Source organism: Halobellus ruber (assembly GCF_014212355.1).
Lineage (GTDB): Archaea > Halobacteriota > Halobacteria > Halobacteriales > Haloferacaceae > Haloquadratum > Haloquadratum rubrum.
The window spans coordinates 775,023-797,900 of the sequence record NZ_JACKXD010000001.1 but is presented as its reverse complement, the minus strand read 5'-3'; the positions used below and the strand labels follow the sequence as shown (position 1 = coordinate 797,900).

General features: G+C 66.3%; 21 protein-coding genes. 9 read left to right on the top strand and 12 right to left on the bottom strand.

All coding sequences use genetic code 11. The features are described from left to right. The first annotated feature begins 240 nt into the window (after positions 1-240). Positions 241-3,486, top strand: coding sequence for a DNA topoisomerase (ATP-hydrolyzing) subunit B (gene gyrB / locus H5V44_RS04120; protein WP_185191840.1), 3,246 nt, complete (start codon positions 241-243; stop codon positions 3,484-3,486). Continuing rightward, positions 3,486-6,032, top strand: a complete 2,547-nt coding sequence (gene gyrA, locus H5V44_RS04115) for a DNA gyrase subunit A (RefSeq protein ID WP_185191839.1) — start codon at positions 3,486-3,488, stop codon at positions 6,030-6,032. Before gyrB ends, gyrA begins: the two co-directional genes overlap by 1 nt. Before the next feature lie 38 nt (positions 6,033-6,070). On the opposite strand, the gene rocF is transcribed toward gyrA, so the two are convergent. Beyond that, positions 6,071-6,991, bottom strand: a complete 921-nt coding sequence (gene rocF, locus H5V44_RS04110; RefSeq protein ID WP_185191838.1) for an arginase — start codon at positions 6,989-6,991, stop codon at positions 6,071-6,073. A gap of 5 nt (positions 6,992-6,996) precedes the next feature. Then, positions 6,997-7,914 (bottom strand): NAD-dependent epimerase/dehydratase family protein, encoded by a 918-nt coding sequence (locus H5V44_RS04105; RefSeq protein WP_185191837.1) that lies wholly within the window; start codon positions 7,912-7,914, stop codon positions 6,997-6,999. Between the two features lie 90 nt (positions 7,915-8,004). On the opposite strand from H5V44_RS04105, the gene H5V44_RS04100 reads away from it, so the two are divergent. Then, entirely contained in the window at positions 8,005-8,892 is an 888-nt protein-coding gene (locus H5V44_RS04100) for an isocitrate lyase/PEP mutase family protein (protein WP_185191836.1), read from the top strand. A gap of 173 nt (positions 8,893-9,065) precedes the next feature. After that, a complete protein-coding gene (locus H5V44_RS04095; RefSeq protein WP_185191835.1) occupies positions 9,066-9,599 on the top strand; it encodes an Rrf2 family transcriptional regulator in 534 nt (177 codons plus the stop codon). Between the two features lie 60 nt (positions 9,600-9,659). On the opposite strand, the gene H5V44_RS04090 is transcribed toward H5V44_RS04095, so the two are convergent. From H5V44_RS04090 to cdd, 3 genes are all read right to left on the bottom strand, one after another. Beyond that, positions 9,660-10,850: an NAD(P)/FAD-dependent oxidoreductase gene (locus H5V44_RS04090; protein ID WP_185191834.1), complete on the bottom strand. Its 1,191-nt coding sequence runs from the start codon at positions 10,848-10,850 to the stop codon at positions 9,660-9,662. A gap of 103 nt (positions 10,851-10,953) precedes the next feature. Further along, positions 10,954-11,772 (bottom strand): nucleoside phosphorylase, encoded by an 819-nt coding sequence (locus tag H5V44_RS04085; protein ID WP_185191833.1) that lies wholly within the window; start codon positions 11,770-11,772, stop codon positions 10,954-10,956. Positions 11,773-11,854: 82 nt separating this feature from the next. Continuing rightward, a complete protein-coding gene (gene cdd / locus H5V44_RS04080) occupies positions 11,855-12,283 on the bottom strand; it encodes a cytidine deaminase (RefSeq protein WP_185191832.1) in 429 nt (142 codons plus the stop codon). A gap of 102 nt (positions 12,284-12,385) precedes the next feature. Between cdd and H5V44_RS17425 the strand changes: the two genes are divergently transcribed. Continuing rightward, positions 12,386-12,817, top strand: a complete 432-nt coding sequence (locus H5V44_RS17425) for a hypothetical protein (RefSeq protein ID WP_246403667.1) — start codon at positions 12,386-12,388, stop codon at positions 12,815-12,817. A gap of 56 nt (positions 12,818-12,873) precedes the next feature. Next, entirely contained in the window at positions 12,874-13,140 is a 267-nt protein-coding gene (locus H5V44_RS04070; RefSeq protein WP_185191831.1) for a hypothetical protein, read from the top strand. Positions 13,141-13,506: 366 nt separating this feature from the next. On the opposite strand, the gene H5V44_RS04065 is transcribed toward H5V44_RS04070, so the two are convergent. The 5 genes from H5V44_RS04065 to H5V44_RS04045 are packed head-to-tail and all read right to left on the bottom strand — an operon-like array spanning position 13,507 to position 19,461. Then, positions 13,507-14,571, bottom strand: coding sequence for an ABC transporter ATP-binding protein (locus H5V44_RS04065; protein ID WP_185191830.1), 1,065 nt, complete (start codon positions 14,569-14,571; stop codon positions 13,507-13,509). Then, positions 14,564-15,799 (bottom strand): ABC transporter ATP-binding protein, encoded by a 1,236-nt coding sequence (locus H5V44_RS04060; protein WP_185191829.1) that lies wholly within the window; start codon positions 15,797-15,799, stop codon positions 14,564-14,566. Before H5V44_RS04060 ends, H5V44_RS04065 begins: the two co-directional genes overlap by 8 nt. Beyond that, entirely contained in the window at positions 15,796-16,812 is a 1,017-nt protein-coding gene (locus H5V44_RS04055) for an ABC transporter permease (protein WP_185191828.1), read from the bottom strand. The genes H5V44_RS04060 and H5V44_RS04055 overlap by 4 nt, the downstream gene beginning before the upstream one ends. Next, complete coding sequence (locus H5V44_RS04050) at positions 16,812-17,804, bottom strand: ABC transporter permease (RefSeq protein WP_185191827.1); 993 nt, start codon at positions 17,802-17,804, stop codon at positions 16,812-16,814. The genes H5V44_RS04055 and H5V44_RS04050 overlap by 1 nt, the downstream gene beginning before the upstream one ends. A gap of 10 nt (positions 17,805-17,814) precedes the next feature. Next, on the bottom strand, positions 17,815-19,461 hold the full coding sequence (locus H5V44_RS04045) for an ABC transporter substrate-binding protein (RefSeq protein WP_185191826.1): 1,647 nt from the start codon (positions 19,459-19,461) through the stop codon (positions 17,815-17,817). A gap of 116 nt (positions 19,462-19,577) precedes the next feature. Here H5V44_RS04045 and H5V44_RS04040 point away from each other — a divergent pair, with 116 nt between their 5' ends. Continuing rightward, entirely contained in the window at positions 19,578-20,021 is a 444-nt protein-coding gene (locus H5V44_RS04040; protein WP_185191825.1) for a DUF7529 family protein, read from the top strand. A 350-nt stretch (positions 20,022-20,371) separates the two neighbouring features. Here H5V44_RS04040 and H5V44_RS04035 read toward each other — a convergent pair whose 3' ends face one another. Next, positions 20,372-20,962 (bottom strand): GNAT family N-acetyltransferase, encoded by a 591-nt coding sequence (locus tag H5V44_RS04035; protein ID WP_185191824.1) that lies wholly within the window; start codon positions 20,960-20,962, stop codon positions 20,372-20,374. A gap of 188 nt (positions 20,963-21,150) precedes the next feature. On the opposite strand from H5V44_RS04035, the gene H5V44_RS04030 reads away from it, so the two are divergent. Together H5V44_RS04030 and H5V44_RS04025 are read left to right on the top strand one after the other, a co-directional pair. Further along, positions 21,151-21,756 (top strand): ArsR/SmtB family transcription factor, encoded by a 606-nt coding sequence (locus tag H5V44_RS04030; RefSeq protein WP_185191823.1) that lies wholly within the window; start codon positions 21,151-21,153, stop codon positions 21,754-21,756. A gap of 71 nt (positions 21,757-21,827) precedes the next feature. Beyond that, positions 21,828-22,322, top strand: a complete 495-nt coding sequence (locus tag H5V44_RS04025; RefSeq protein WP_185191822.1) for a bifunctional nuclease family protein — start codon at positions 21,828-21,830, stop codon at positions 22,320-22,322. A gap of 25 nt (positions 22,323-22,347) precedes the next feature. On the opposite strand, the gene H5V44_RS04020 is transcribed toward H5V44_RS04025, so the two are convergent. Further along, positions 22,348-22,806 (bottom strand): hypothetical protein, encoded by a 459-nt coding sequence (locus H5V44_RS04020; RefSeq protein ID WP_185191821.1) that lies wholly within the window; start codon positions 22,804-22,806, stop codon positions 22,348-22,350. Between the last annotated feature and the right edge of the window lie 72 nt (positions 22,807-22,878).

Below are 22,878 nucleotides of genomic sequence, written 5' to 3'. Positions count from 1 at the left end.
TTTGCGCTGTCGGTCGCAGGCGTTGCATACTGGAGTCGGACCGCAGTCGCCGCCATCCAGGTGCGGCGAGGTAGTTCCCATCGTCCGAGGCGGACAGACCGGCATCCGGGGGCGGGGGGATCATACCGCCGTTCTGGGAGGGTTCGTACGAACGTCCCGCAATCTGGGAGAATCTGTCGCACGTCGCGCCCGCGCGTGCGAGGGTTTAAGGCTGGAGGTGGCTTAACGAAAACACGTTCAATGTCACAGGATTCAGAGTACGGAGCCGGACAGATCCAGGTACTGGAAGGCCTGGAGGCGGTCCGGAAGCGTCCGGCGATGTACATCGGGTCGACGGACTCCCGCGGGTTGCACCACCTCGTCTACGAGGTCGTCGACAACGCGATCGACGAGGCCCTCGCCGGCTTCTGCGACCGGATCGAGGTCACGATCCACGGCGACGGGTCGGTGTCGGTCGCCGACAACGGTCGCGGGATCCCGGTCGACAGCCACGAGGAGTACGACCGGCCCGCCGTCGAGGTCATTATGACCGTCCTCCACGCCGGCGGGAAGTTCGACAACAAGTCCTACCAGGTCTCCGGCGGGCTCCACGGGGTCGGCGTCTCGGTGGTCAACGCCCTCTCGCGCCGACTCGACGTCGAAATCAAACGCGACGGCGCGGTGTGGCGCGACCGCTTCGAGTACGGGGAGCCACAGGCGGGCGCCTTCGAGCGCGTCCGCGACCTCAACGCCGACGAGGACACGGGCACCACGGTTCGCTTCTGGCCAGACACCGACATCTTCGAGACCAACGACTTCGAGTTCGGTACGCTCGAGTCCCGACTTCGGGAACTCGCCTTCCTCAACTCCGGGGTCGAGATCCGGCTGATCGAGGAGGCCGGCGCAGACGAGGGCGCGGAGGCGGGAGACGCCGAACGGCGGGAACGGTCCTTCCGGTACGACGGCGGGATCCGGGAGTTCGTCCGGTACCTCAACGAGACGAAGACCGTCCTCCACGACGACGTCATCTACTACGCTGACAGCGCCGAGGACATCCAGATCGAGGTTGCGCTGCAGGCCACCGAGGAGCTCCAGGGGTCGATCCACGCGTTCGCGAACAACATCAACACCCGCGAGGGCGGCACCCACCTCACCGGGTTCAAGACCGCGCTCACGCGGGTCGTCAACGACTACGCGCGGGACCGCAACCTGCTCGGCGACTTCGACTCGCTGAAGGGCGAGGACGTCCGCGAGGGGCTGACCGCGGTCATTTCGATCAAGCACCCCGACCCGCAGTTCGAGGGCCAGACCAAGACCAAACTCGGCAACAGCGACGTCCGCGGCATCGTCGAGTCGATCACCCACGAGAAGCTCGGCACCTACCTCGAGGAGCACCCCGACACCGCCGAAGCGATCGTCAACAAGGCCGTCGAGGCCGCGAAGGCGCGGAAGGCCGCAAAGCAGGCCGAGGAACTCACGCGGCGGAAGTCGGCGCTGGAGTCGACGTCGCTGCCGGGGAAACTCGCGGACTGTCAGAGCCGCGATCCCTCGGAAGCGGAGCTGTTCGTGGTGGAGGGCGACAGCGCCGGCGGCTGCTTTACCGGCGACACGGAGGTCGCACTCGCTGACGGACGGTCGATCACGTTCGAGCAGCTCGTCGAGGAGCACGGGAACGGTGAAACACACTACTGTTACACGGTACAGGACGACGGCCGAATCGGGATCAAACGGATTACGAACCCGCGCGTGACAAAAGAGGACGCGGAGTTGGTTCGGGTAACCCTCGACAACGGTGAGGAGATCCGGTGTACGCCGGATCACGAGTTTATGCTCCGCGACGGAAGCTACTGTGAGGCCCGGAACCTCAGCGACGGACAGTCACTGATGCCGCTGTATCGAAAGGATTCCGACTCCGACGAGGAGAACATCACGATCGACGGGTACGAGATGGTGAAGCAGCCGTTCGCACCCGACTTCTGGGAGTTCACTCACCTCCTCGCGGACCGGTACAACCTCGAACACGGCGCGTACGAGCGGAGCGACGGCGACCACAAGCATCACGTCGACTTCGACAAGCGAAACAACCGACCGGACAACGTACGTCGCCTCCCGAAGGACGAACACCTCGAACTGCACCGGGAACACGCCGAGCGAACGCTTCACACCGAAGAGGCCAAGGAAAAAGCCAGGGAAACGAAGCGGTCCGACGCGTACCGCAAAAAAATGAGTCGGCGAATGCAGGAAGAAGGGACGGTAGACGTGCTGCGAGAGCAGGCTAAAGGACAATGGGAAGACGATGAGTACGAACAGTTTATGCGGAACGCGTGGCGGGAGTTTTATGAGAACAATCCGGACTATCAGGAGCGCGTCCGGCAGCGCCTGACTCGGGAAGCGCGGGAGTACTGGAGTGACGAGCAGAACCGCGAAGAGCAATCCGAACGCGTCACGCAGTACTACGAGGAGAACCCGGAGGCAATCAAAAAGCGTCGTAAGGAGGCAGAAAAGCAGTGGGACGACGACGAACTCCGAGAGTGGCGGAGCAAGAAGACCGAAGAACAGTGGACCGAAGAGTTCCGCGAGAACCGGATGGAAGCGTACAACGAGACCTACTACGAGAACACGATTCCGTTTATGAAGGAGGTGCTCGAATCGGACGGAGACTTGGAGAACTACGACGAACGTCGGCGCGAGAAGGCCGATCCGAACGTCCTGACCAAATCAACGACGGTAGAGAAGTTCTTCGACGGGGAGGACGAACTCGTGTCGGCAGTCGAAGCGCACAACCACTCCGTCGCGTCCGTCGAACCGCTCGAAGAGACCGAAGACGTGTACGATATCGAGGTGCCCGGAACGCACAACTTCGCGCTCGAATCCGGGGTGTTCGTCCACAACAGCGCCAAGCAGGGCCGAGACCGCCGATTCCAGGCCATTCTGCCCCTCAAAGGGAAGATCCTGAACGTCGAGAAACACCGGCTCGACAGGGTACTGGAGAACGACGAGGTCCGGGCGCTGATCACCGCGATCGGCGCGGGCGTCGGCGAGGAGTTCGACATCGACGACGCGCGCTACGAACGGATCATCCTGCTTTCGGACGCCGACGTCGACGGCGCCCACATCCGGACGCTACTGTTGACGCTGCTGTATCGTCATATGCGCCCGCTGGTCGAGGCGGGCTACGTCTACGCCGCGAAGCCGCCGCTGTACCGCATCCGATACCGAGGTGAGACCTACGACGCGATGACTGAAGCCGAACGCGACCGCATCGTCGAGGAGAGATGCGACGGCAACCCCACGCAGGTCCAGCGGTTCAAGGGCCTCGGGGAGATGAACCCCGATCAGCTGTGGGAGACCACGATGAACCCCGAGAACCGGATCTTAAAACGGATCACCGTCGAGGACGCCGCCGCCGCCGACAAGATGTTCTCGGTGCTGATGGGGGACGCTGTCGAACCACGAAAGCAGTTCATCAAGGACAGGGCGACAGACGCCGAATGGGTTGATATCTGATGAGCTCCGACGCACCCGAGCGGTTCGATCCCGACGCCGGCATTGCCGCGGAGGTCGAGACCGCACTGATCGAACAGGAGATGGAACAGTCCTACATCGACTACGCGATGTCCGTCATCGCGGGCCGGGCGCTGCCCGACGCCCGCGACGGGTTGAAACCGGTCCACCGCCGGATCCTCTATGCGATGCACGAACTGGGCGTCACCGCCCGCTCCTCGCACCGGAAGTCCTCCTCAATCGTCGGCGAGACGATGGGGGATTACCACCCGCACGGCGACTCCGCGATCTACGACAGCCTCGCGCGGATGGCCCAGGACTTCTCGATGCGGTACCCCCTCGTCGACGGCCAGGGGAACTTCGGCTCCGTCGACGGCGACCCGCCCGCGGCGATGCGGTACACCGAGGCCCGGATGTCGCCGATCGCCGAGGAGTTGCTCTCCGACATCGGTATGGACACCGTCGACTTCCAGTCAAACTACGACGACCGGCTGGAGGAGCCGGCCGTCCTCCCCGCGGCGTTCCCGAACCTGCTCGTGAACGGCTCCTCGGGCATCGCGGTCGGGATGTCGACCAACATCCCACCCCATAATTTGGGGGAGGTGATCGACGCGACGACACACCTGATCGACAACCCCGACTGCACGGTCGAGGACCTGATGGAGTTCGTGAAGGGGCCGGACTTCCCGACGGGGGCGAACATCGTCGGCCGGAACGCGATCCACAAGGCGTACAAGACGGGTCGGGGCCGGATCCGGGTCCGCGCGGAGTTCGAGATCGAGGGCGACGACCGGATCGTGATCACCGAACTCCCGTTTCAGGCGAACAAGGCGCGCTTAGTCGAGCGGATCGCCGACAACGTCAACGACGGCACGATCGAGGGGATCCGCGACCTCCGCGACGAGTCCGACCGCGACGGCATCCGGGTCGTGGTCGAACTCAAGCGCGGCGCCAACGCCGAGGTGGTGAAAAACCAGCTGCTGGAACACCATCTGGAATCCACCTTCGGCGTCATCAACCTCGCCTTGGTCGACGGCCAACCGCAGGTCCTCGATCTGAAGGAGACCTTAGCGGAGTACCTCGAACACCGACGCACGGTCGTCCGCCGGCGCTCCCAGTACGAACTCGGCGAGAAGCGCGATCGCGCGCACATCCTCGAAGGGCGACTCCGGGCGCTGCAATCGGTCGACGACGTGGTCGAGGTCATCAGGAACTCCGAGAGCCGCGACGACGCGAAGGCGGCACTCCGCGGCGAACACGTCGTCGAGGTCGGCGGCGACCCCCTCCCGAGTTTCGACTTCTCCGCCGACCAGGCGGACCACATCGTCGCGATGCAGTTGGGGTCGCTGACCGCGATGGAGGCCGACGAGATCCGCGAGGAGTACGACGAGGTCCAATCGCGGATCGACGAGTTGGAGACGATCCTCAACGACGACGACGAACTCGACGCCGTCGTCAGATCCGAACTCGAAGCGATCAAAGAAGAGTACGACGACGACCGCCGGACGTCGATCATCGAGGACACCGGCACCGTCACCCACGAGGACCTGATCGCCGAGGAGGACGTCGTCGTGGTCGTCACCGAGGACGACTACATCAAGCGCATGCCGCTGGACCGCTTCAGCGCCCAGCACCGCGGCGGAAAGGGGATCATCGGCACCGAACTCAAGGAGGGCGACCGCGTCGCGTCGGTGTACGTCGCTTCGACCCACGACTACCTGCTGTACTTCACGAACCACGGCAAGGTCTACCAGCTGAAGACCTACCAGGTACCGGAGATGTCCCGGACGGCCCGGGGGAAGTCCGCGGTCAACCTGCTTGATCTCGACGACGGCGAGGAGCTCACCGCCGTCGTCAACTGTGCGGATATGGAGGCCGACGAGGAGAAGTACCTCACGATGGCGACCCGCGAGGGGTACGTCAAACGAACGGGGGTCGAGGAGTTCCAGAACATCCGCTCGACGGGGATCATCGCGACCACGCTCGACGAGGACGACGCCCTCGTCGACGTCGAGGTCACCGACGGCGACCGGGACCTGCTTTTGGCCAGCCGCGACGGGATGGCGATCCGCTTCACCGAGTCGGAGGTGCGGGCGATGGGTCGGTCGGCCCGCGGCGTCCGCGGGATCCGGCTGGAGGGCGACGACGAGGTGGCGGCGCTTGCGGCCGTCGACGCCGACCGCCACAGTTGGGTGCTGACGGTCACCGAGCGCGGCTACGGCAAGCGGACCGACATCGACGAGTACCGGCGGCAGTCCCGGAACGGCAAGGGGCTGATCGACATCAAGACCAACGACCGGAACGGCCCCGTCTGTGAACTCGAGACCGTCGGGCCCGACGACCACCTGTTCGTGATGAGCGGCGACGGCCAGATCCTCCGGACCCCGGTGGAGGACCTCTCGGTCGTCGGCCGGAACACGATGGGCGTCATCGTGATGGACTTGGAAGCCGGCGACGCGGTCGCAAGCGTCGACGTCCACGCGACGACCGAGGGTGGGGAGGCCGCGGAAGCGAGCGCCGAGGGCGAAGCGGAAGCCAGCGCGGACTGATCGCCGTCGAGTCGCGGTTCCGCGGCTCTCCGCGCCGGTTACAGGATCCGTCGGCCCAGCGCGCTCGACGCCAACTCCGCCGCCAGCTCCGCCGTCTCGTTGCGTTCGTCGAGGATCGGGTTCACCTCGACGAGATCCAAAGAGCGGAGACAATCGCGCCCGGCGACGCGCTCCAGCGCCGAGTGGGCCTCCCGGTAGGTGACCCCACCCCGGACGGGCGTACCGACGCCGGGGGCCTCGCGGGGGTCGAGCCAGTCGAGGTCGAGGCTGACGTGAACCCCGTCCGTCCCGTCGGTCGCCACGTCCACGGCGTCGTCGACGACGTTCGTGAGGCCGCGGGTGTCGATGTCGGCCATCGTGAACGCCGTCACGCCGCTTTCCTCGATCGCGTCCCGTTCCCGCTCGTCGACGTCGCGCAGGCCGACGATGGCGACGTTGTCAGCGCGGAGCCCGTCGGCGGTGGCCCACTCGACGTCCGCGAACGCGCCGACGCCGAGCACCGCCGCCAGCGGCATCCCGTGGACGTTGCCCGTCGGCGAGGTTTCGGGGGTGTTGCAGTCGGCGTGGGCGTCGAACCAGACCACGCCGACGTCGGCGTCGCGAGCCGATCCCGTCACCGATCCGATCGCCACGGAGTGGTCGCCGCCGAGAACGATCGGGAGGTCCGCGGTCGCGAGCGCCCCCTCGACGCGGTCGGCAACTCGGATCGTGACCTCGCGGGTCTCGCGGAGGAACCGCGCCCGCCCCGCCGCGAACGTCTCGACCGACGGATCGCGCTCCTCGGCCCGCGGTGCGGGGACGTCGCCGCCGTCCGCGACCGCGACGCCGGCGCGTTCGAGTTGCGCGGCGAGGCCGGCGTAGCGGATCGCGGAGGGGCCCATATCCACGCCCCGTCGGTTGGCGCCGTAGTCGGTCGGCGCGCCGATCACGCGGACGGTTTGTAGCGCCTCGGTCGCCATCGGAGTTACTCCGTGTAGGGTGCACACACCCGGGCGAGGCCCTCCTCGAAGTCGATCTCGGGCTCCCAGCCGGTGGCCTCGCGCATCTTGGTCGCGTCGGCCATCGTGTCGTGGACGTACACCTCGAGGGGGTTCTCGACGTATTTGGGGTCGACGTCGGTACCGAGTTCGTCGTTGATCAGCCCGATCATCTCGTTGAACGTGTAGCTGTTGCCGGTGCCGAGGTTGTAGATTCCCTGTAATCTGTGGTCGGCGGCGAGTTCGATCCCGCGGACGATGTCGTCGACGTGGGTGAAGTCACGCGTCTGTGAGCCGTCGCCGAAGAGCTCCGGCCGTTCGCCGTTGGCGATCTTGTGGGTGAACTGCGCGACGGTGTTCGCGTATTCGCCCTTGTGCTCCTCCGCACCGCCGTAGCCCTGGTAGACCGAGAAGAAACGCAGGCCCGCGAGGGTCATATCGTAGTGGTGATGGAAGTACTCGCCGTACTGTTCGCGGGCGAGCTTCGAGGCCTCATAGCAGGTCCGGGCCTCGACCGGGAGGTCCTCGGGCGAGGGCTCGGTCCGGGAGCCGTAGATCGACGAGGTCGAGGCGTACACGACCGTGTCGCAGCCGTCCTCGCGGGCTTGCTCGACGGCGTTGACGAACCCCTCGACGTTGACTCGGGTGGCGTCGCGCTTGTTCTCCTCGGCCATCGTGTACGAGGAGTACGCCGCCAGATGGAACACGGCGTCGACCCCCTCGGTGGGGAGGTCGTCGTCGAGGACGCTCGCGTCGACGAACTCGACGTCGTCCGCGAGGTTCTCGGGCGTGCCGAGGTGGAGGTCGTCGACGGCCACAACGTCGTTGTCCGCCGCGAGGTGGTTCGCGAGGTTCGAGCCGATGAAGCCCGCGCCGCCGGTCACGAGGACGCGTCTGTCTTCCATACCGGTGACACGACCGACGAGGCACAAAGCGGTGTCGGATGCGGCGGGGCGCCGAGCAACGTTTAGGGGCTCGCCCGCCGTTGTCGGGGTATGAACGGCAGCGACCCCGGAGCAACGTTGCGCGCACGGATCGAGGCGGCCGAGATCGCGGTGATGCCCGGCGTCTACGACGCCCTGTCGGGGATGCTCGCCGAGGGGGCCGGGTTCGAGACCGTCTTCACCTCGGGGTTCAGCATCTCCGCGACGCAGCTCGGGAAACCCGATCTGGGGCTGCTGACGATGTCGGAGAACCTGCGGCAGATCCGCTCGATCGTCCCGAGCCTGTCGGTGCCGCTGGTCGCGGACCTCGACACCGGCTACGGCAACGCGCTCAACGTGCGCCGGACGATCGAGGAGGCGATGGACGCCGGGGTCGCCGGCGGGATCCTCGAAGACCAGCAGTGGCCCAAACGGTGCGGGCACATGGAGGAGAAGTCGGTGATCGATGCCGACGACCACGCCCGGCGGATCCGCGCCGCGGCCGACGTGCGGGCCGAACGCGACGGGGACTTCGTCATCATCGGACGAACCGACGCACGCGAGCCACACGGGCTCGAGGAGGCCGTCCGGCGGGGGCACATCTACGCCGACGCCGGTGCCGACGTGGTCTTCGTCGAGGCCCCGCGGTCGCGCGCGGAACTCGAGGCGGTCGCCGAGGAGTTCGACGTACCGACGTTCGCAAACATGATCGAGGGCGGGCAGACGCCGTACCTCCCGGCCTCGGAACTGGACGCGATCGGCTTCGACATCGTGGTCTACCCGCTTTCGGGGCTGTTCGCGGCCACACGGGCGTTACAGGAAACCTACGCCGCGCTCGCCGCCGACGGGACGGCCGGAGCCGCGGAGACGGTCGACTTCGAGGCGTTCGAGGCCGCGATCGGCGCCGAGGCGTTCCGTGAGCGCGAACGCCGCTACGCCGAGCAATCGGACGGCGGGTAGCGCACCCGTCGTTCCTGAAGCGAACGACCGCTCCGGGTGGATGGAACGTGTTTGAACAGCTTTCGGCAAAAAACAACACGGACGTACCGTAATCGGTGGATTATCCGAATACTGTTCGGAACCACGGCCGGCCACCCACCGGATTTAATACCGTATGTAGTGAACGAATTCGTATGTCATCCATCGAACTGACGTCCAGTCAGAAGACGATACTGACTGCGCTGATAAACCTCCACCGGGAGAGCGAGGACGCGGTGAAGGGAGAGGACATCGCCGAGGAAGTCGACCGGAACCCGGGGACGATCAGAAACCAGATGCAGAGCCTGAAAGCCCTCCAGCTCGTCGAGGGGGTCCCCGGCCCGAAGGGCGGCTACAAGCCCACCGCGAACGCCTACGAGGCGCTCGACGTGGACCGGATGGACGAGCCGGCGTACGTCCCGCTCTACCACGACGGCGAGGAAGTCGAGAACGCAAACGTCGACGAGATCGACCTCTCCTCGGTACACCACCCCGAACTGTGCCGGGCCGAGATCCACATCCAGGGGTCGGTACGGGAGTTCCACGAGGGCGACGGCGTGACGGTCGGTCCCACGCCGCTTTCGAAGCTCGTGATCGAGGGAACCGTCGACGGGAAGGACGACACCGGAAACATCCTCATCCTCCGGATTCAGGACATGCGCGCGCCGGTCGAGGAGCCGTCCCACTGACCGGTCGGCGGTAGCAACAGTCGACGGCGCCTCGATACCTCGCCAGTTCTATCACACTTCTTACATACTTCCCCACGCTGCGAGCGCGTTGCGTGGGGAGGAGACGTCCGCGATCCACCGCGCGGCGATCGCCTTCTTCAGCGTCCGCGCGGCGGGCCCGCCGAAGACGTTGATCGGGAGTTCGCCGAGTCCCGGAAGCTTGACGCCGTGGGCGACCGCGTCGTCGCCGACCGAGATGACGGTCCCCTTGTCGTCGTGGCGCCACGTCTTCAGCGGCCGGCCCTCCACCGCGCGGGCGACGTTCTCGCCGGCAACCTCCGCGGCCTGCCAGGCGGCCTGGGCGGTCGGCGGCGCGACCGTGTCCTCGCCTTGGTCGACTAAGGCGGCGTCGCCCACCGCGAACACCCGCTCGTCCGAGGTCTGGAAGTCGGCTTCGGCGTGGATCCGATGTGAGCGGTCGTCCTGTTCGAGGTCGACGCCGTGGACCTCGTCGTGGCCGGTGATACCGCCGGTCCAGATCAGGACGTCGTACTCGATCTCTTCGCCGGGGTCGTCGTCGCCGCCGCCGAGGTAGACGGCGTCTTCGTCGGCCTCCGAGATGAACTCCCCCGTGATGATCTCGACGTCGAGCGCTTCCAGCCGCCGGCGGAGCGCACCCTGGAGTTCGGAGTCGTTGCCCGGGAAGACCTCGTCGAGCCCCTCGACGATGGTCACGTCGATGGGCGCGTTGTGCTCGTCGCGATACTCGGCGATCTCACCGGCGGTCTGGATGCCGGAGAGCCCCGCGCCGCCGACGATCACCTGGGCGGGGTCGTCGCGGGAGGCGTCTTCCGCCGCCGCCTCGACATCGGCGTGGATAGCCCGCGCGTCGTCGAGGCCTTTCAGTTCGTGGGCGTGTTCCTGCAGGCCGTCGATGCCGAAGAAGGCGGTGCCGGAGCCGACCCCCAAAAGGAGGTAGTCGTACTCGACCTCGCCGTCTTCGAGTTCGACGACCCGGTCGTCGACGTCGACGTTCGTCACCCGGCCGCGCTTGAACTCCGTCGAGGGCGATTTGATCTCGTCGATCGGGATCGCGACCTTCGATTCGACGCTGGGGTCCCGGATGCACCGGTGGACCTCGTGGAGGACGAGGTGGTAGTCCTGTTCTGAGATCCACGTGAGATCGACGCCGGGGTCGAGTTCGTCTTCGAGCCGTTTGACGGCGCCCGCACCCGCATAGCCCGCGCCGACAACGACGACTTGCGTACTCATACCACTACATCCGGAGCCGTCGAATAAAGGGACTGCGGAACCGGTCGGAGCGTGGTCGTGGTCCTCGGAGGGGCGGTTCGCCCTGCCGGCGCGGCCCTCAGCGTCAATCGAGCGACAGTCCCGGATGCCAGCAGTCGGCGTCCGCCTCACGCTTCACCTCGTCCATCCGCGCGAGCAGGTGGACCGCGAGACTCGCGGTCTCGGCCGCCCGGGACTCGCCCTCGGTCCGGAACTCGCCGGTGATGCGGTTCGCGTACACCGAGCAGACCGCCCCCGCCCGCAGGCCGTAGACGGTCGCGAGCGTGAGTAGCGCCGCGGCCTCCATCTCGACGTTCTTCACGTTCGCCTCCCGGAGGTCCTCGATCAGCGACTCCGAACCCGCCGCCCGGAACCCCTCGAAGCCGGCGCGGCCCTGCCCGGTGTAGAAGGAGTCGGCGCTCATCGTCAGCCCGACGTGGTAGTCGTAGCCCAGGCGCTCGGCGGCGGCGACGAGGGCCGAGACGACCTCCCGGTCGGCGACGGCGGGATAGTCCTCGCGGACGTACTCCGCGGAGGTCCCCTCCTGGCGGACCGCCCCGTCGGTGATCACCAGGTCGCCGACGTCCATCCCGGGCTGGATCGCCCCACAGGAGCCCACCCGGACGAACGTGTCGGCGCCGACGCGGGCGAGTTCCTCGACCGCGATCGCCGCGGAGGGGCTCCCGATCCCGGTCGACGTGACGGAGATCGGCGTGTCCTCGTAGGTGCCCGTCGCGGTCCGAAACTCGCGGTGTTCGGCCCGCTCCTCGTAGCTGTCCCACAGCGCGGTGATCTTGTCGACGCGCTCGGGGTTGCCGGGAAGGAGGACCGCGTCGGCGACGTCCTCGGGACCGACCGCGAGGTGGTACTGCACCTCGTCGTTGGGGTCTTCGCTGTCGTTCATACCCCCGTGGTCGGCGCCGGCGGTGAATAGCGTGTCGGACGTGGAGAAAACCTCGGTCGACTCGACGCACGGGCCCCGTCCGCTACGACTCCCCGTCGCCGTCGCGACCCTCCGCAGCCGCTTCGAGCGTGTCCGTCGAGATCGTGTTCGGCAGCAGTTCGCCCAGTGTGTAGGTGGTGGTCCCGCCGTCGCCCTCGTCGCAGACGACGGGGAGACCAGCGTCGGCGAACTCAGCGAGGGTCTGGCGGCACATCCCGCAGGGCGTCACGCCGTCGCGGGCGCCTGACGTGACTGCAATCCGATCGAACGAGCGGTGGCCGTCCGCGACCGCAGCGGCGACCGCGACCTCCTCGGCGTGGAGGCTGTTGGAGTAGTTGGCGTTCTCGATGTTGCAACCGACGTAAACGGAGCCGTCGGCGGTCCGAAGCGCCGCGCCGACGGCGTATTCGGAGTACGGGACGTACGCCTGGTCGAGCGCTTCGCGGGCGCGGTCGACGAGGTCATCGGTCATCGCCGGCGGTTCGACCGGCGGGCGCTTGTAGGTTGGTGTCGGCGGGTCGCCGCAACGGCCACGACCAACAACGCCAAATCCACACCCGTCCGTAGATCGGGTGTGCACACGGAGACCAACGGTAACGACGCCGCGACCGTTGATCGCGGCGACGGCGTGGGGGCCGGCCACGGTGACGGAGCCGGGTTGGCGGGCAACGGCGACGCCGCGATCGCGGACGGCGGCGAGATCACGACAGCAAGCGACGGCGACGGGACCGACGCCGCCGCTCCGGAGGGCCACTCGGGGCTAGGCCGGCGGATCCTGCTTTCGGTCGGTGCGATCGTGATCGTGATCTCCGGGGGGCTCGGGTGGTTCGTGGGCAGCAACGGCCGCCTCAGCGAGGCGGCAGTCCTCGGGACCGGGTTCGCCGTACCGGTGACGCCCGGGGCGCTCGCGCTCTACGGGATCGCGGTTTCGACCGCGCTCCTCGGCGGGCTGTTCGCGCTCGTCGAACTCGCGTCGCGGCTCGAAGGTGACGGGCGGACGGAGTGAGACGGCGAGTACCGAGGAACGCGGCGTTTTTGTCGCTCGGGCACGGGCGTTCTGTTATGTCGTCTCCGACGTCGGCCGACGAACCCGCCGACGACGAGTTCGACCCGAACGCGCCGCTTGCCTCCGAGTCGGGCGGCAGGAACCGCAAGCGCGCGGCGCTTGCGGTCGCGCCGTTCCTGGCGCTGGGTATCGGGAACGTCGTGTTGATCCTCAGTTGGGGGATCGAGCCGCTGTGGGCCTTCGCGCTGCTCCCGCCGATCCTGTTCTGTAGCGTCCTCGCGTACATCGTCTTCAGTACGGACTTCCTCTCGGATCGGACCTGAATAGGATGGTTCAGGATCCGATGCGCGTTATCATTGTCTAATTCATTCGAGTGAACCGCGATAGCGAGTGTGCGCACCGACCCCTTGTTGTGCGCCCTTCGATCGCTGGCAAAAGCTCGGCGAAAAGCCATCGTCGCTCCCTTCGGTCACTCCGTCGCCCCGTCTCCGGCGAGTGAACCGGCAACCATCCGAGTCCGTCAGACCACCCAGTCGCCGAACGCCAAGGTCGTAGATCGTTCGATAGTCCATCCCTTCGTGCACGTCATCCCTTGATCAAACAATCAACGCAGATTCCCGAGGTCCGATTTTCCGACCGTGGGACCGCTACTCTTCGGGCAGTGCTGAAACGGGCCACGACAGTCTGTATCACTCCCCGCCGGCGTTCACCTCGGCGTGGGCAAGCGGCTCACTCCGCCAGTAGGGATGATCGTCGACGTTCCGGAAGCAGGCGGCGTACTGTCCGGATTCGACCTCAATGTCGGCGGGTACCTCGGCGCGACAGGCCTCGCGGGCGTGGGGGCATCGAGTGTGGAACCGACAGCCGTCCGGCGGAGCGCGCGGCGACGGGACGTCCCCCTCCAGGGTGTCGACCCGCCGCCCGTGCTCGTCGGCGCTCGCTCGTGGAACGCTCTCCAGCAACGCCCTCGTGTAGGGGTGTGCGGGGCTCTCGAAGATGTCCTCGACACTGCCGGTCTCGACTATTTCCCCCAGATACATCACCGAAACCCGGTCGGAGATGTGCCGGACGACGCTCAGGTCGTGGGCGATGAAGAGGTAGGTGAGATCGAACTCCGCCTGGAGGTCCTCCAGCAGGTTGAGCACCTGTGCCTGGACGGAGACGTCCAGCGCGCTGACGGGCTCGTCGAGCACGATGAAGTCGGGCTCGAGTGCGAGGGCGCGGGCGATCCCGATCCGCTGGCGCTGGCCGCCGGAGAACTCGTTGGGGTAGCGGTCGATCTGGTCGCCGGAGAGCCCGACCCGCTCGAGGAGGTCGATCGCCCGCTCGCGGCGCTCCGCGGGGCCGGCAATGTCGTGGATCTCCAGCGGTTCGGTGATGATCTCGCCGGCGGTCATCCGAGGGTCGAGGCTGGAGAAGGGATCCTGGAAGACCACCTGCGCCCGCCTGCGGAACTCCGTGAGCTCGCCGTCGGTCATCTCGAACAGGTTCTGCCCGTCGAAGCGAACCTGCCCGTCAGTCGCCTCCCGCAGCCGCAGCAGGGTCTCACCGGTCGTTGACTTGCCACAACCGGACTCGCCGACCAGCCCCAGCGTCTCCCCCTCGTGGATCTCGAAGTCGAGGCCGTCGACGGCCTTTATGCTCACCGGGTCCCGGCCCAGTAGCCGGTCGAGTATCGTGTCCTGTTCGTAGTAGTACTTCTCCAGTCCCTCGACCTCCACCAACGGTTCCGCACCCGGTGTCGACTCACTCATCGGTCCCACCCGCCGTCTCGGCGTCCTCGAAGTATCCCCTCGGAACCGCCTCGGCCGGGGTATACTCGCGGTCAGTGAGGACACACTTCGCCGCGTGGTCGCTGCTGCCCTCGGCGTCCTGCTCGGGGGGGGTCTCCAGGCAGGCGTCCATCGCCTTCGGACACCGGTCGGCGAAGTAACACCGGTCGCCCATCTCTTCGTCGAAGAGGCTGGGGACGTTACCCTCGATGGGCTGGAGGCGCGGTTCCGGATCCTGTAGGTCCGGGATCGATCCCAGCAGCCCCTGCGTGTAGGGGTGGACGGGGTTCTCGAAGATGTCGTCTATGGTCCCCCGCTCGACGATCTCGCCGGCGTACATCACGCAGACACGGTCGCACATCCGGGCGATAACCCCGAGATCGTGGGTGATCAGGATGATGCTCATCCCGCGCTCGGCCTGGATCTCCCGCAGGAGATTCAGGATCTGCGCCTGGATGGTGACGTCGAGCGCGGTCGTCGGCTCGTCGGCGATCAGCAGGTCGGGCTCTCCGGCGAGCGCTTGGGCGATCATCGCCCGCTGGAGCATCCCGCCCGAGAACTGGTTTGGGTACTCCTCGGCGCGTTCGGCGGGGTCGGGGATGCCGACCTGCTCGAGCAACTCGACGGCTCGCTCCTTGCTCGGTGTCGTCACGTACCCGCGGCCGGGGATGAGTGTGTCTACGAAGAACCGGCCGAAGCCGTACCCCTGGGTGCGGGCCCGCGTCGATCGAGGGTTTGCGGTGGCCCGGCGCTGGACCTCGACGGCCTCTGCGATCTGTTCGCCGACCGTTAGCGAGGGGTTGAAACTGCTCATCGGGTCCTGGAAGATCATACTGAACGAGGGGCCGCGGAGCCCCCGGCGGACCCGCTCGGAGACCGTCCGGAGGTCGACGTGGTTGCGGTCGACGGCCACCGAGTCGTCGTCGCGGTACTCCTCGGCGAGGTCGGCGTCGTGGTACCAGACCTCCCCGGACGTGACCCGGCCGGGCGACTCCACGAGGTCGATCAGCGACAGCGCGGTCACTGACTTGCCCGAGCCGGACTCGCCGACGATGCCGAGGATCTCGTTGTCTTGGACGCCGAACGATACGGACTCAACGGCGTTGACCTGGCCTTCCTCGGTAAAGAACCGCGTCGAGAGGTCCTGCACGGACAGCAGCGTGTCCGCACTAGTCGGCGGGTGGCGCTGAACACCGGTCTCGCGGCTCATGTGCCACCTTCCCCCTCGATATCAGGGTCCAGCGCGTCCCGGAACCAGTCGCCGACCAGGTTGATGCCGATGACCGACAGCATGATCGCGATTCCGGGCATCGTTGCGATCCACCACTGACCCGAGGAGACGTAGTCTTGGCCCTGGGAGATGTCGAACCCCCACGAGAGGGTCGTCCCCGAGAACCCGAGAAAGGACAGGGCGCTCTCCAGCAGGATTATCGCCGCGATCTGGACCGTACCGAGCACGATGATCGGGGTCATAGCGTTGGGCAGGATGTGGCGCGCGATGATCCGGATGTCGCTGGCACCGAGCGCCCGGGCGGCCTTGACGTACTCCTGCTGGCGCAAGGAAAGCGCCTCACCGCGGGCGACGCGGGCGAACCACACCCAGTTCACCAGTCCGACGACGATCACCACCGTTATCGGCAGTGTGGTCGAGGGGGGCATTCCTGACGCCAACCCGGCCGCCACGAAGGGGTCCGGAATCGGAACGGTTGCCCGGCCCCACAGCCCGATCAGCGCGACGGCGAGCACCAGCGAGGGAAAGGCGAGGCTCACGTCAGCGAACCGCATCAGTGCGTCGTCAACGGTCCCGCCGCTGTACCCCGCGACGAGTCCGGCCGGGACACCCGCGAGCACTGCCAGCATCGTCCCCAGGATACCGACCAACAGCGACGTCCGGGCACCGTAGATAACCCGCGAAAGCATATCACGACCCAGACCGTCGGTCCCCAGCGGGTAGGACACCTTCGCCTCGACGGTCGTCACGTTGGTGACCGTTTTGAGTTCGCCGTCGACCATCTGAGCATTCGTCTCGCTTACGGTCTTCGTGAATCCGAGCGGTGGGAGCTCGGTCCGGTTGAGGTTCTGGGCGGTCGGGTCGTGTGGCGCGACCAAAGGCGCGAACACTGCAACCAGGAGGATCCCGACGACCAACAGTAGCCCGATCTTCGGAAGCAGGCTGTTTCGGAACTGTTTTTTCAGGTTGCGGATGACTCGGGGCGAGAGCATCAGTCGTACACCACCCGGGGGTCGAGGTAGCCGTAGATGATGTCCACGACGATGTTGACGATGACGAAGGCGGTCCCGATGACGATCAGACTGCCCTGTAGCGCCGGCCAGTCACGCAGGTTGATGCTCTGAATGACCAGCGTTCCCAGTCCCGGCCACGCGAAGACGGCTTCCGTGATGACCGCCCCGCCGATCAGTGTTCCGAGTTGGAGTCCGAGCACCGTGATCACCGGGATGAGTGTGTTCCGGAGCGCGTGTTTGTACCGGACCAAACTCTCCGGGGCCCCCTTCGCACGCGCCGCCCTGACGTACGACTTGCCCAGTTCATCAAGCATCCCCGACCGCGTCAACCGGGTGATCAGCGCCATAAAGTACGTCCCCAGGGCGATCGCGGGAAGGGTGATGTAGGAGAGCCACTCCAGCAACGTCCCGACGAACGGCTCCGGACCGACGAGCGAGGTTAGCACCGCAACCGAGGTCACGCCCCGACCGCTGGTCTGGAAGACGTTGAACTGGACTGCGAAGATCAAGATCAGCATGATCCCCAGCCAGAAGTTCGGCGTGCTGATCCCACCGAGCGAGAACAGCGTCGCACCGTAGTCGACCGGCGAGTTGCGCCGGGTGGCGCTCAGCACGCCCAGCGGGATCGAGAGAACGATGGCGACGATGGTCGCAGCGACGGCCAGTTCGACCGTCGCCGGCACCCGCTGGAAGACCATCCGCGTGACCTCGAGACCCTTGACGTACGAATGGCCCATATCGCCCCGGGCGAGATCGGCGAGGTACTGGACGTACTGAACGTATATCGGCTGGTCGAGGCCGAGGTCGGCCGCGATCGCCCGTCGAGTCTCCCGGGAGGCATCGAGCGGTGCGACCGCGTTGATCACGCTCCCCGGGGTGATGAACCGCAGCGCGAAGACGACGGTGATGACGCCCCAGACCACGCCGACCCCCTGCAGACTCCGCTTGATGGCCAGACGACCGAGTGACATCTATCCCGAGTCAGTTCGGCGACGCCGTCCACAGGTCGATGAGCTCGTCCGGGCGGGGCTGCCACTCGATGTCGTCGGAGGTGCCGTAGACGCTGAACTGCTGGTGGAGGAACACCCACGGCGCCAGGTCGTGTAGTAGTTGGTTACACTCCCGGAGGGTCTGCCGGCGTGCCTCCGGATCGGGTTCGCTCTGGGCTTCCTGGATGAGCGAGTCGACCTCGTCGCTTTTGAGGACGGTAAGCGGGCCATCGCTGGTCAAAAGCGGGATGATCGTCTGTGCGGCGTCGAACTCGGCGTTCCCCCATCCCAGCAGGGTGAATCGCGGCCGGTCCTCGATGCTGGATGCGGTCACGTCCTGGACTAGCGAGTTGAACTCGCGCTGCTGGAGTTCGCAGTTGACGTTCGACAGCGAGTCGATCTGGTTGGCTGCGGTCTGTGCGACCTCGACGTCCTTCAGGTAGCGACCGATAGGCGTCTGGAGGGTGATGTCGACGCCGGCGTGGCCGGACTCCTCGACCAGCTGTTCGGCCCGTTCGGGATCGTGCCCGTACGGCTCGATATCTGGATTATGTCCGGTGAACTGCGAGAGGGTCGGCTGGCCGGTGACCTCGCCGAAGCCTTGGAGGACGTTCTCGATGATGCTCTCCACGTCGACGGCGTAGTTCATCGCCTGTCGGAACTGCTGGCTGCTGAACGGCTCGACGTCGTAACGCATCTGCAGGAAGATGATCCGGGTACTCGGGACCGGACTGACCGACGTGCCCTCCGAGCCCTCTACGCGGGAGATCTCCTGCGGCGGGACGTTCGTGACGATGTCAGTCTCCCCGGCGACCAGTTGGTTGACCCTGGTAGCCGACTCGGAGGAGGCAGTGATCGTCGCCTCGTCGGCCGCTGCGGGCTCGCCCCAGTAGTCGTCGTACTTCTCGTAGGAGACCGAGGTCCCCGATTGGTAGTCTGTCACCTGGAACGGACCAGTTCCGTTTGTGTTACGGTTAATATAGCTGTTCTCGTTGTTCTCGACCCACGACTGCTGCATAATCTGGCCGTTGGTGGCGAACAGCGCGAACACGATCGGGTTCAGTCCGCCGAAGGTGACGGTTACCTCGCCGTCGCCAGCCTCGACGCTTTCGAGCGCCTTGCTTCCTGCGAGGTCCCCGTCCTGTGGCAGCGCACCGCCGACTTCCTCGGTCTCGATCCGGCGGATGCTGTACCGGACATCCTCCGAGGTGACCGGATCGCCGTTGTGGAAGGTGACGCCGTCGCGGAGGGTGAACCGAACAGTCCCGGATTCGACGCGCTCCCACTCGGTGGCCAACTTCGCGATGATGCCACCCTCCTTGTCCCGGCCCATCAGCCCCTCGTAGGCCTGTGAGACGATGATGTTCGTCGGCGTCTCGGCGTGGTCGTGGGGGTCGAGCCCCGAGTCCATCTGCCCGAGCGTGACACCCACCTCGAACGCGGACTCGTCACCTTCGTTCGACGTTTCGGTCCCCTCGTCGCCTTCCGTCGTGTCCATCGCCGTCTCGGTGCCGTCGCCGCCTTCGGTCGGCGTAGTCTGGCTGCCCCCACAGCCGGCGATAGACACCGTGGCCGTGGCTCCACCGACAGCTTTGAGAAGCGTCCGACGATCGACCTGGTCGCGTTCGTCCTGCGGCATAACCAATTCCTGACAACTCCCAAGTATGAAAGTGTCGGTACAGAACAGTTATGCGAACGCTTTTGGGTGGGCCGGTCGTTCCGGTCGCCGTGCCCAATACAGGCGAAGGGGCCGCTATGGATTGGTGGGACCTGCTGCTCGAGGAGATGAGCGCGGAGGCCGCGGCTTACGAAGCGGACGGCTGGGAGACGGTAGAGTTGCACCCGGGTGACGTGACCGCCAGAGACGGAAGCGTCGAGGACCTCGGGCTGGACGTGCTGGTGCCCGACAACGAGTTTGCGGCGCTGGAGACGGCGCTTTCCGGCGGGGTCGACAGCTACGAAGTACTGCGTTCGACACCGGGAGAATACGTTGCCGCGCTGCTCGTTGTCGAGATCACCGACCCGGGGCGTGCGGTGTTCGTACCGGTTTATTACAGCCGGAACGACGAGGCGGCGACGGGGTTACTCCGGGCGGCGCTCGAGGCGGACGAACTGACACTGATCCTCCGGACCCTCACCGACGACCGGGTCGAACTCACGCTCGATAGGCCGGAACTCCTTGTCCCCAACGGGACGTGAGCACACACCCACGAGACCGACAGTACCACTCTCCCACTCGAGAGAACATCGTGACGTATTTCGACACCCCGGGGTGTCGAACGGGTTCACGTGAGTGTAGCCGACAGTATGAGTGGCTGGCCGTCGTGCCGGATTGATACTTCGACACCGACTCGCGCGCGCCCGCTCATCGACCCTCGGGAATCGGTCGAACAAGGCCGCGGACGACGCGGTACCTGCGGAGTTAGAGACTCATTTTACGCCGTCCCAACACCGACGTGAGGTCACCGGAAACCCGGAGACAGGAGCGGAAAGCCATCCGCGGAACAGTCCTCTAGTTCACGAGATGCAACAAAATCAAGAACTGTGTCTCACCCTCCGGTGTCGTACTTGTATGTCGCTTCCGAGGGGTCGATGCCGAAGTCCTCGGCCGTCTCCTCGACGGTCTCCCCCGCTTCGGGCTCGTCCGCGGGCGAGGCGGTCTTGAACCGTTCGCGGAACTCATCCGGGACGGTGAACTCGTCGGCGTGGACCGCGAGCGCAATCACGTCGTCGCCGCGCTCCTCGCGGACGGTCTCGAGTCGGTCGGTCACCGCCGCCGGCAGGTCGGCGGCGTCCCGCGGCTCGAACCCGAACGGGGTGAAGTAGGACGGCTGTCGTGTGAACGTGTACACCGTCTCGTGGCCGTCGTCGCCGGCCTCCGCGACGAGCCGTTCGACGATGTGGGCGCCGACCCCCTGCTGGCGCCACGGCGGAAGGGTGTAGACGAACGCGAGTTCGCAGAACTCCCCCGCCTCGGTTTTGTGGACGCGGATCCGCCCGAATCCGGCCTTGCGGGAGGTCTCCTCGTCGAGGGCGATCACGTAGTCCCGGGACCGAAACGCGGGGTCGTCGATGTCGGCCTCCTCGATCCTGTCGAGCAACCAGACCTCGTCCCGATTTTTGGCGTCCCGGACGTACATACTCGAGTGTAGGTGACCGCGTGGCAAGTGTATTGCGGAGCCGCGACGGCCGATCCCCGCCCGCTGATACGGATCGTTATAGCCAGTTGCCGGTCGTCGTCCGCGTCGGTCGACGATGACCGGTAGTCCGTTACAACGACCTGTATGAAACAACAGATTTGTATCGGTTCCCGCGTTACGCCCGTTCGATGGCCCGGCTACTGCCCTCCCGATCCGACCCCGAGGTCGAGGCCTCGCCACGCGTGGTCGGACTCGACGACGACGACGCCGAGGATCTCCTGGGTGCGCTCTCCTCGACGACCGCGCGACGAATACTCGCCACGCTCCACGACGAGCCCGCGAACCCTGCTGCCCTCGCGGAGTCGGTCGACACGTCGTTGCAGAACGTCCAGTACCACCTCGACCGCCTGGAGTCGGCGGGTGCGATCGAGGTGGTCGATACGGTCTACTCCGAGAAGGGCCGCGAGATGGACGTCTACGCTCCCGCCGACCGCCCGCTGGTAGTCGTCGCCGCCGCGGACGAGGAAACCGCCGGCGTGTCCGACGTACTCGCCCGGCTGCTCGGCGGGGTCGCGATCGTCGGGATCGCGAGCCTGCTCGCGCAGTTCCTGGTCGATGGGGTACCGTTCCTCGCCCAAACCGGGGGCGGCGGCGACGTCGGAACCGCCGACGTCGCGGTGGAGACCACGGCGGCGGCAACCGCGACGGGACCGCCGCCGGGACTGCTTGTGTTCCTCGGCGGGGTGACCGTCCTGCTGGCGTGGCTGGCGGTGTGGGTCGTCCGGCGGCGGTAACGCGCCGACGGCCGCGCCCCCGGCGGCGAGTTCCCCGTACCTATTCGTACCGGGACGCCGTACGTGTGGGTATGAACCACCCCGCAGAAGTCGAGGGGATCGCCGTGGGCGTCGACGCCGACGGGGAGAACGTCCCCGCAGTCGTGCTTGCGGCCCGCTCGGAGTTCCTCCCGATCGTCGTGACCGGCGACCAGGCCCGCGCGATCCAACTCGCGATCTCGGGGGAACCCTTCGAACGGCCGCTGACTCACGACCTCCTGGTGTCGGTACTCACCGAGTTCGGCGGCGCGATCGACAGGGTCCGCATCGACGACATCGCCGACGGAACCTTCTACGCGAAGGTCGACGCCGAGCGGTACGAGGACGGCGAGTCGCGGCCGTTCGTCTTCGACGCCCGCCCCAGCGACGCCATCGCCCTGGCTGTCCGCGTGGAGTGTCCGATCGAGGTCTCCGACGGGGTGCTCGACGAGGCGGGACAGCCGCCCGAGCGGTTCGACTTCGACGACCACGGGAACGGAGAACGGACCGGCGAACCCGACGACTTCGACGACTTCGGCGGGCGGTAGGTGGCCCGAGGGCCAGTACCGCGGCTCAGTCGAAATCGGGGAGGTCGTCGGGGGCCTCGTACTCGGTCTCCCACTCGATGTACTCGTTTTTCAGAACGTCGCAGACGAGCTGTCCGAGTTCGGTCAGGGCGGCGTTGATCCCCGAGACCGACCCCCACGACTCGAGGTCGGGGTGGTACTCCCGTTCCTTCCAGTCCTCGGGGATCCCCGGCGCGTGGTAGCCGACGCGCTCGGCGAAGGAGTCCCAGAAGAAGTCGAACCGCTGGATCATCCCGAGGTCAGTGATGATCTCGAAGTCCGCCTCGTCGAGGTCCGTCGTCGACGCCCACGTCGAGAACGCCTGCTCCCAGGCGCCCTCGCGAAGGAGGGCCTCGATCTCCTCGCGTTTGTAATCGGTGTCGCCGACGACCTCGGCGTCCTCGTACTCGTTTGGGTCGATCTCCTCCAGTTCCGGCGGATCCGGGACCGGCACGCTCAGGCTCATACCGAAAGGTTCGGCGGGCACGGTGAAAGGGTTACCTCCGGACCCTCCAATCGGGGTCGGCGGCTGACACCG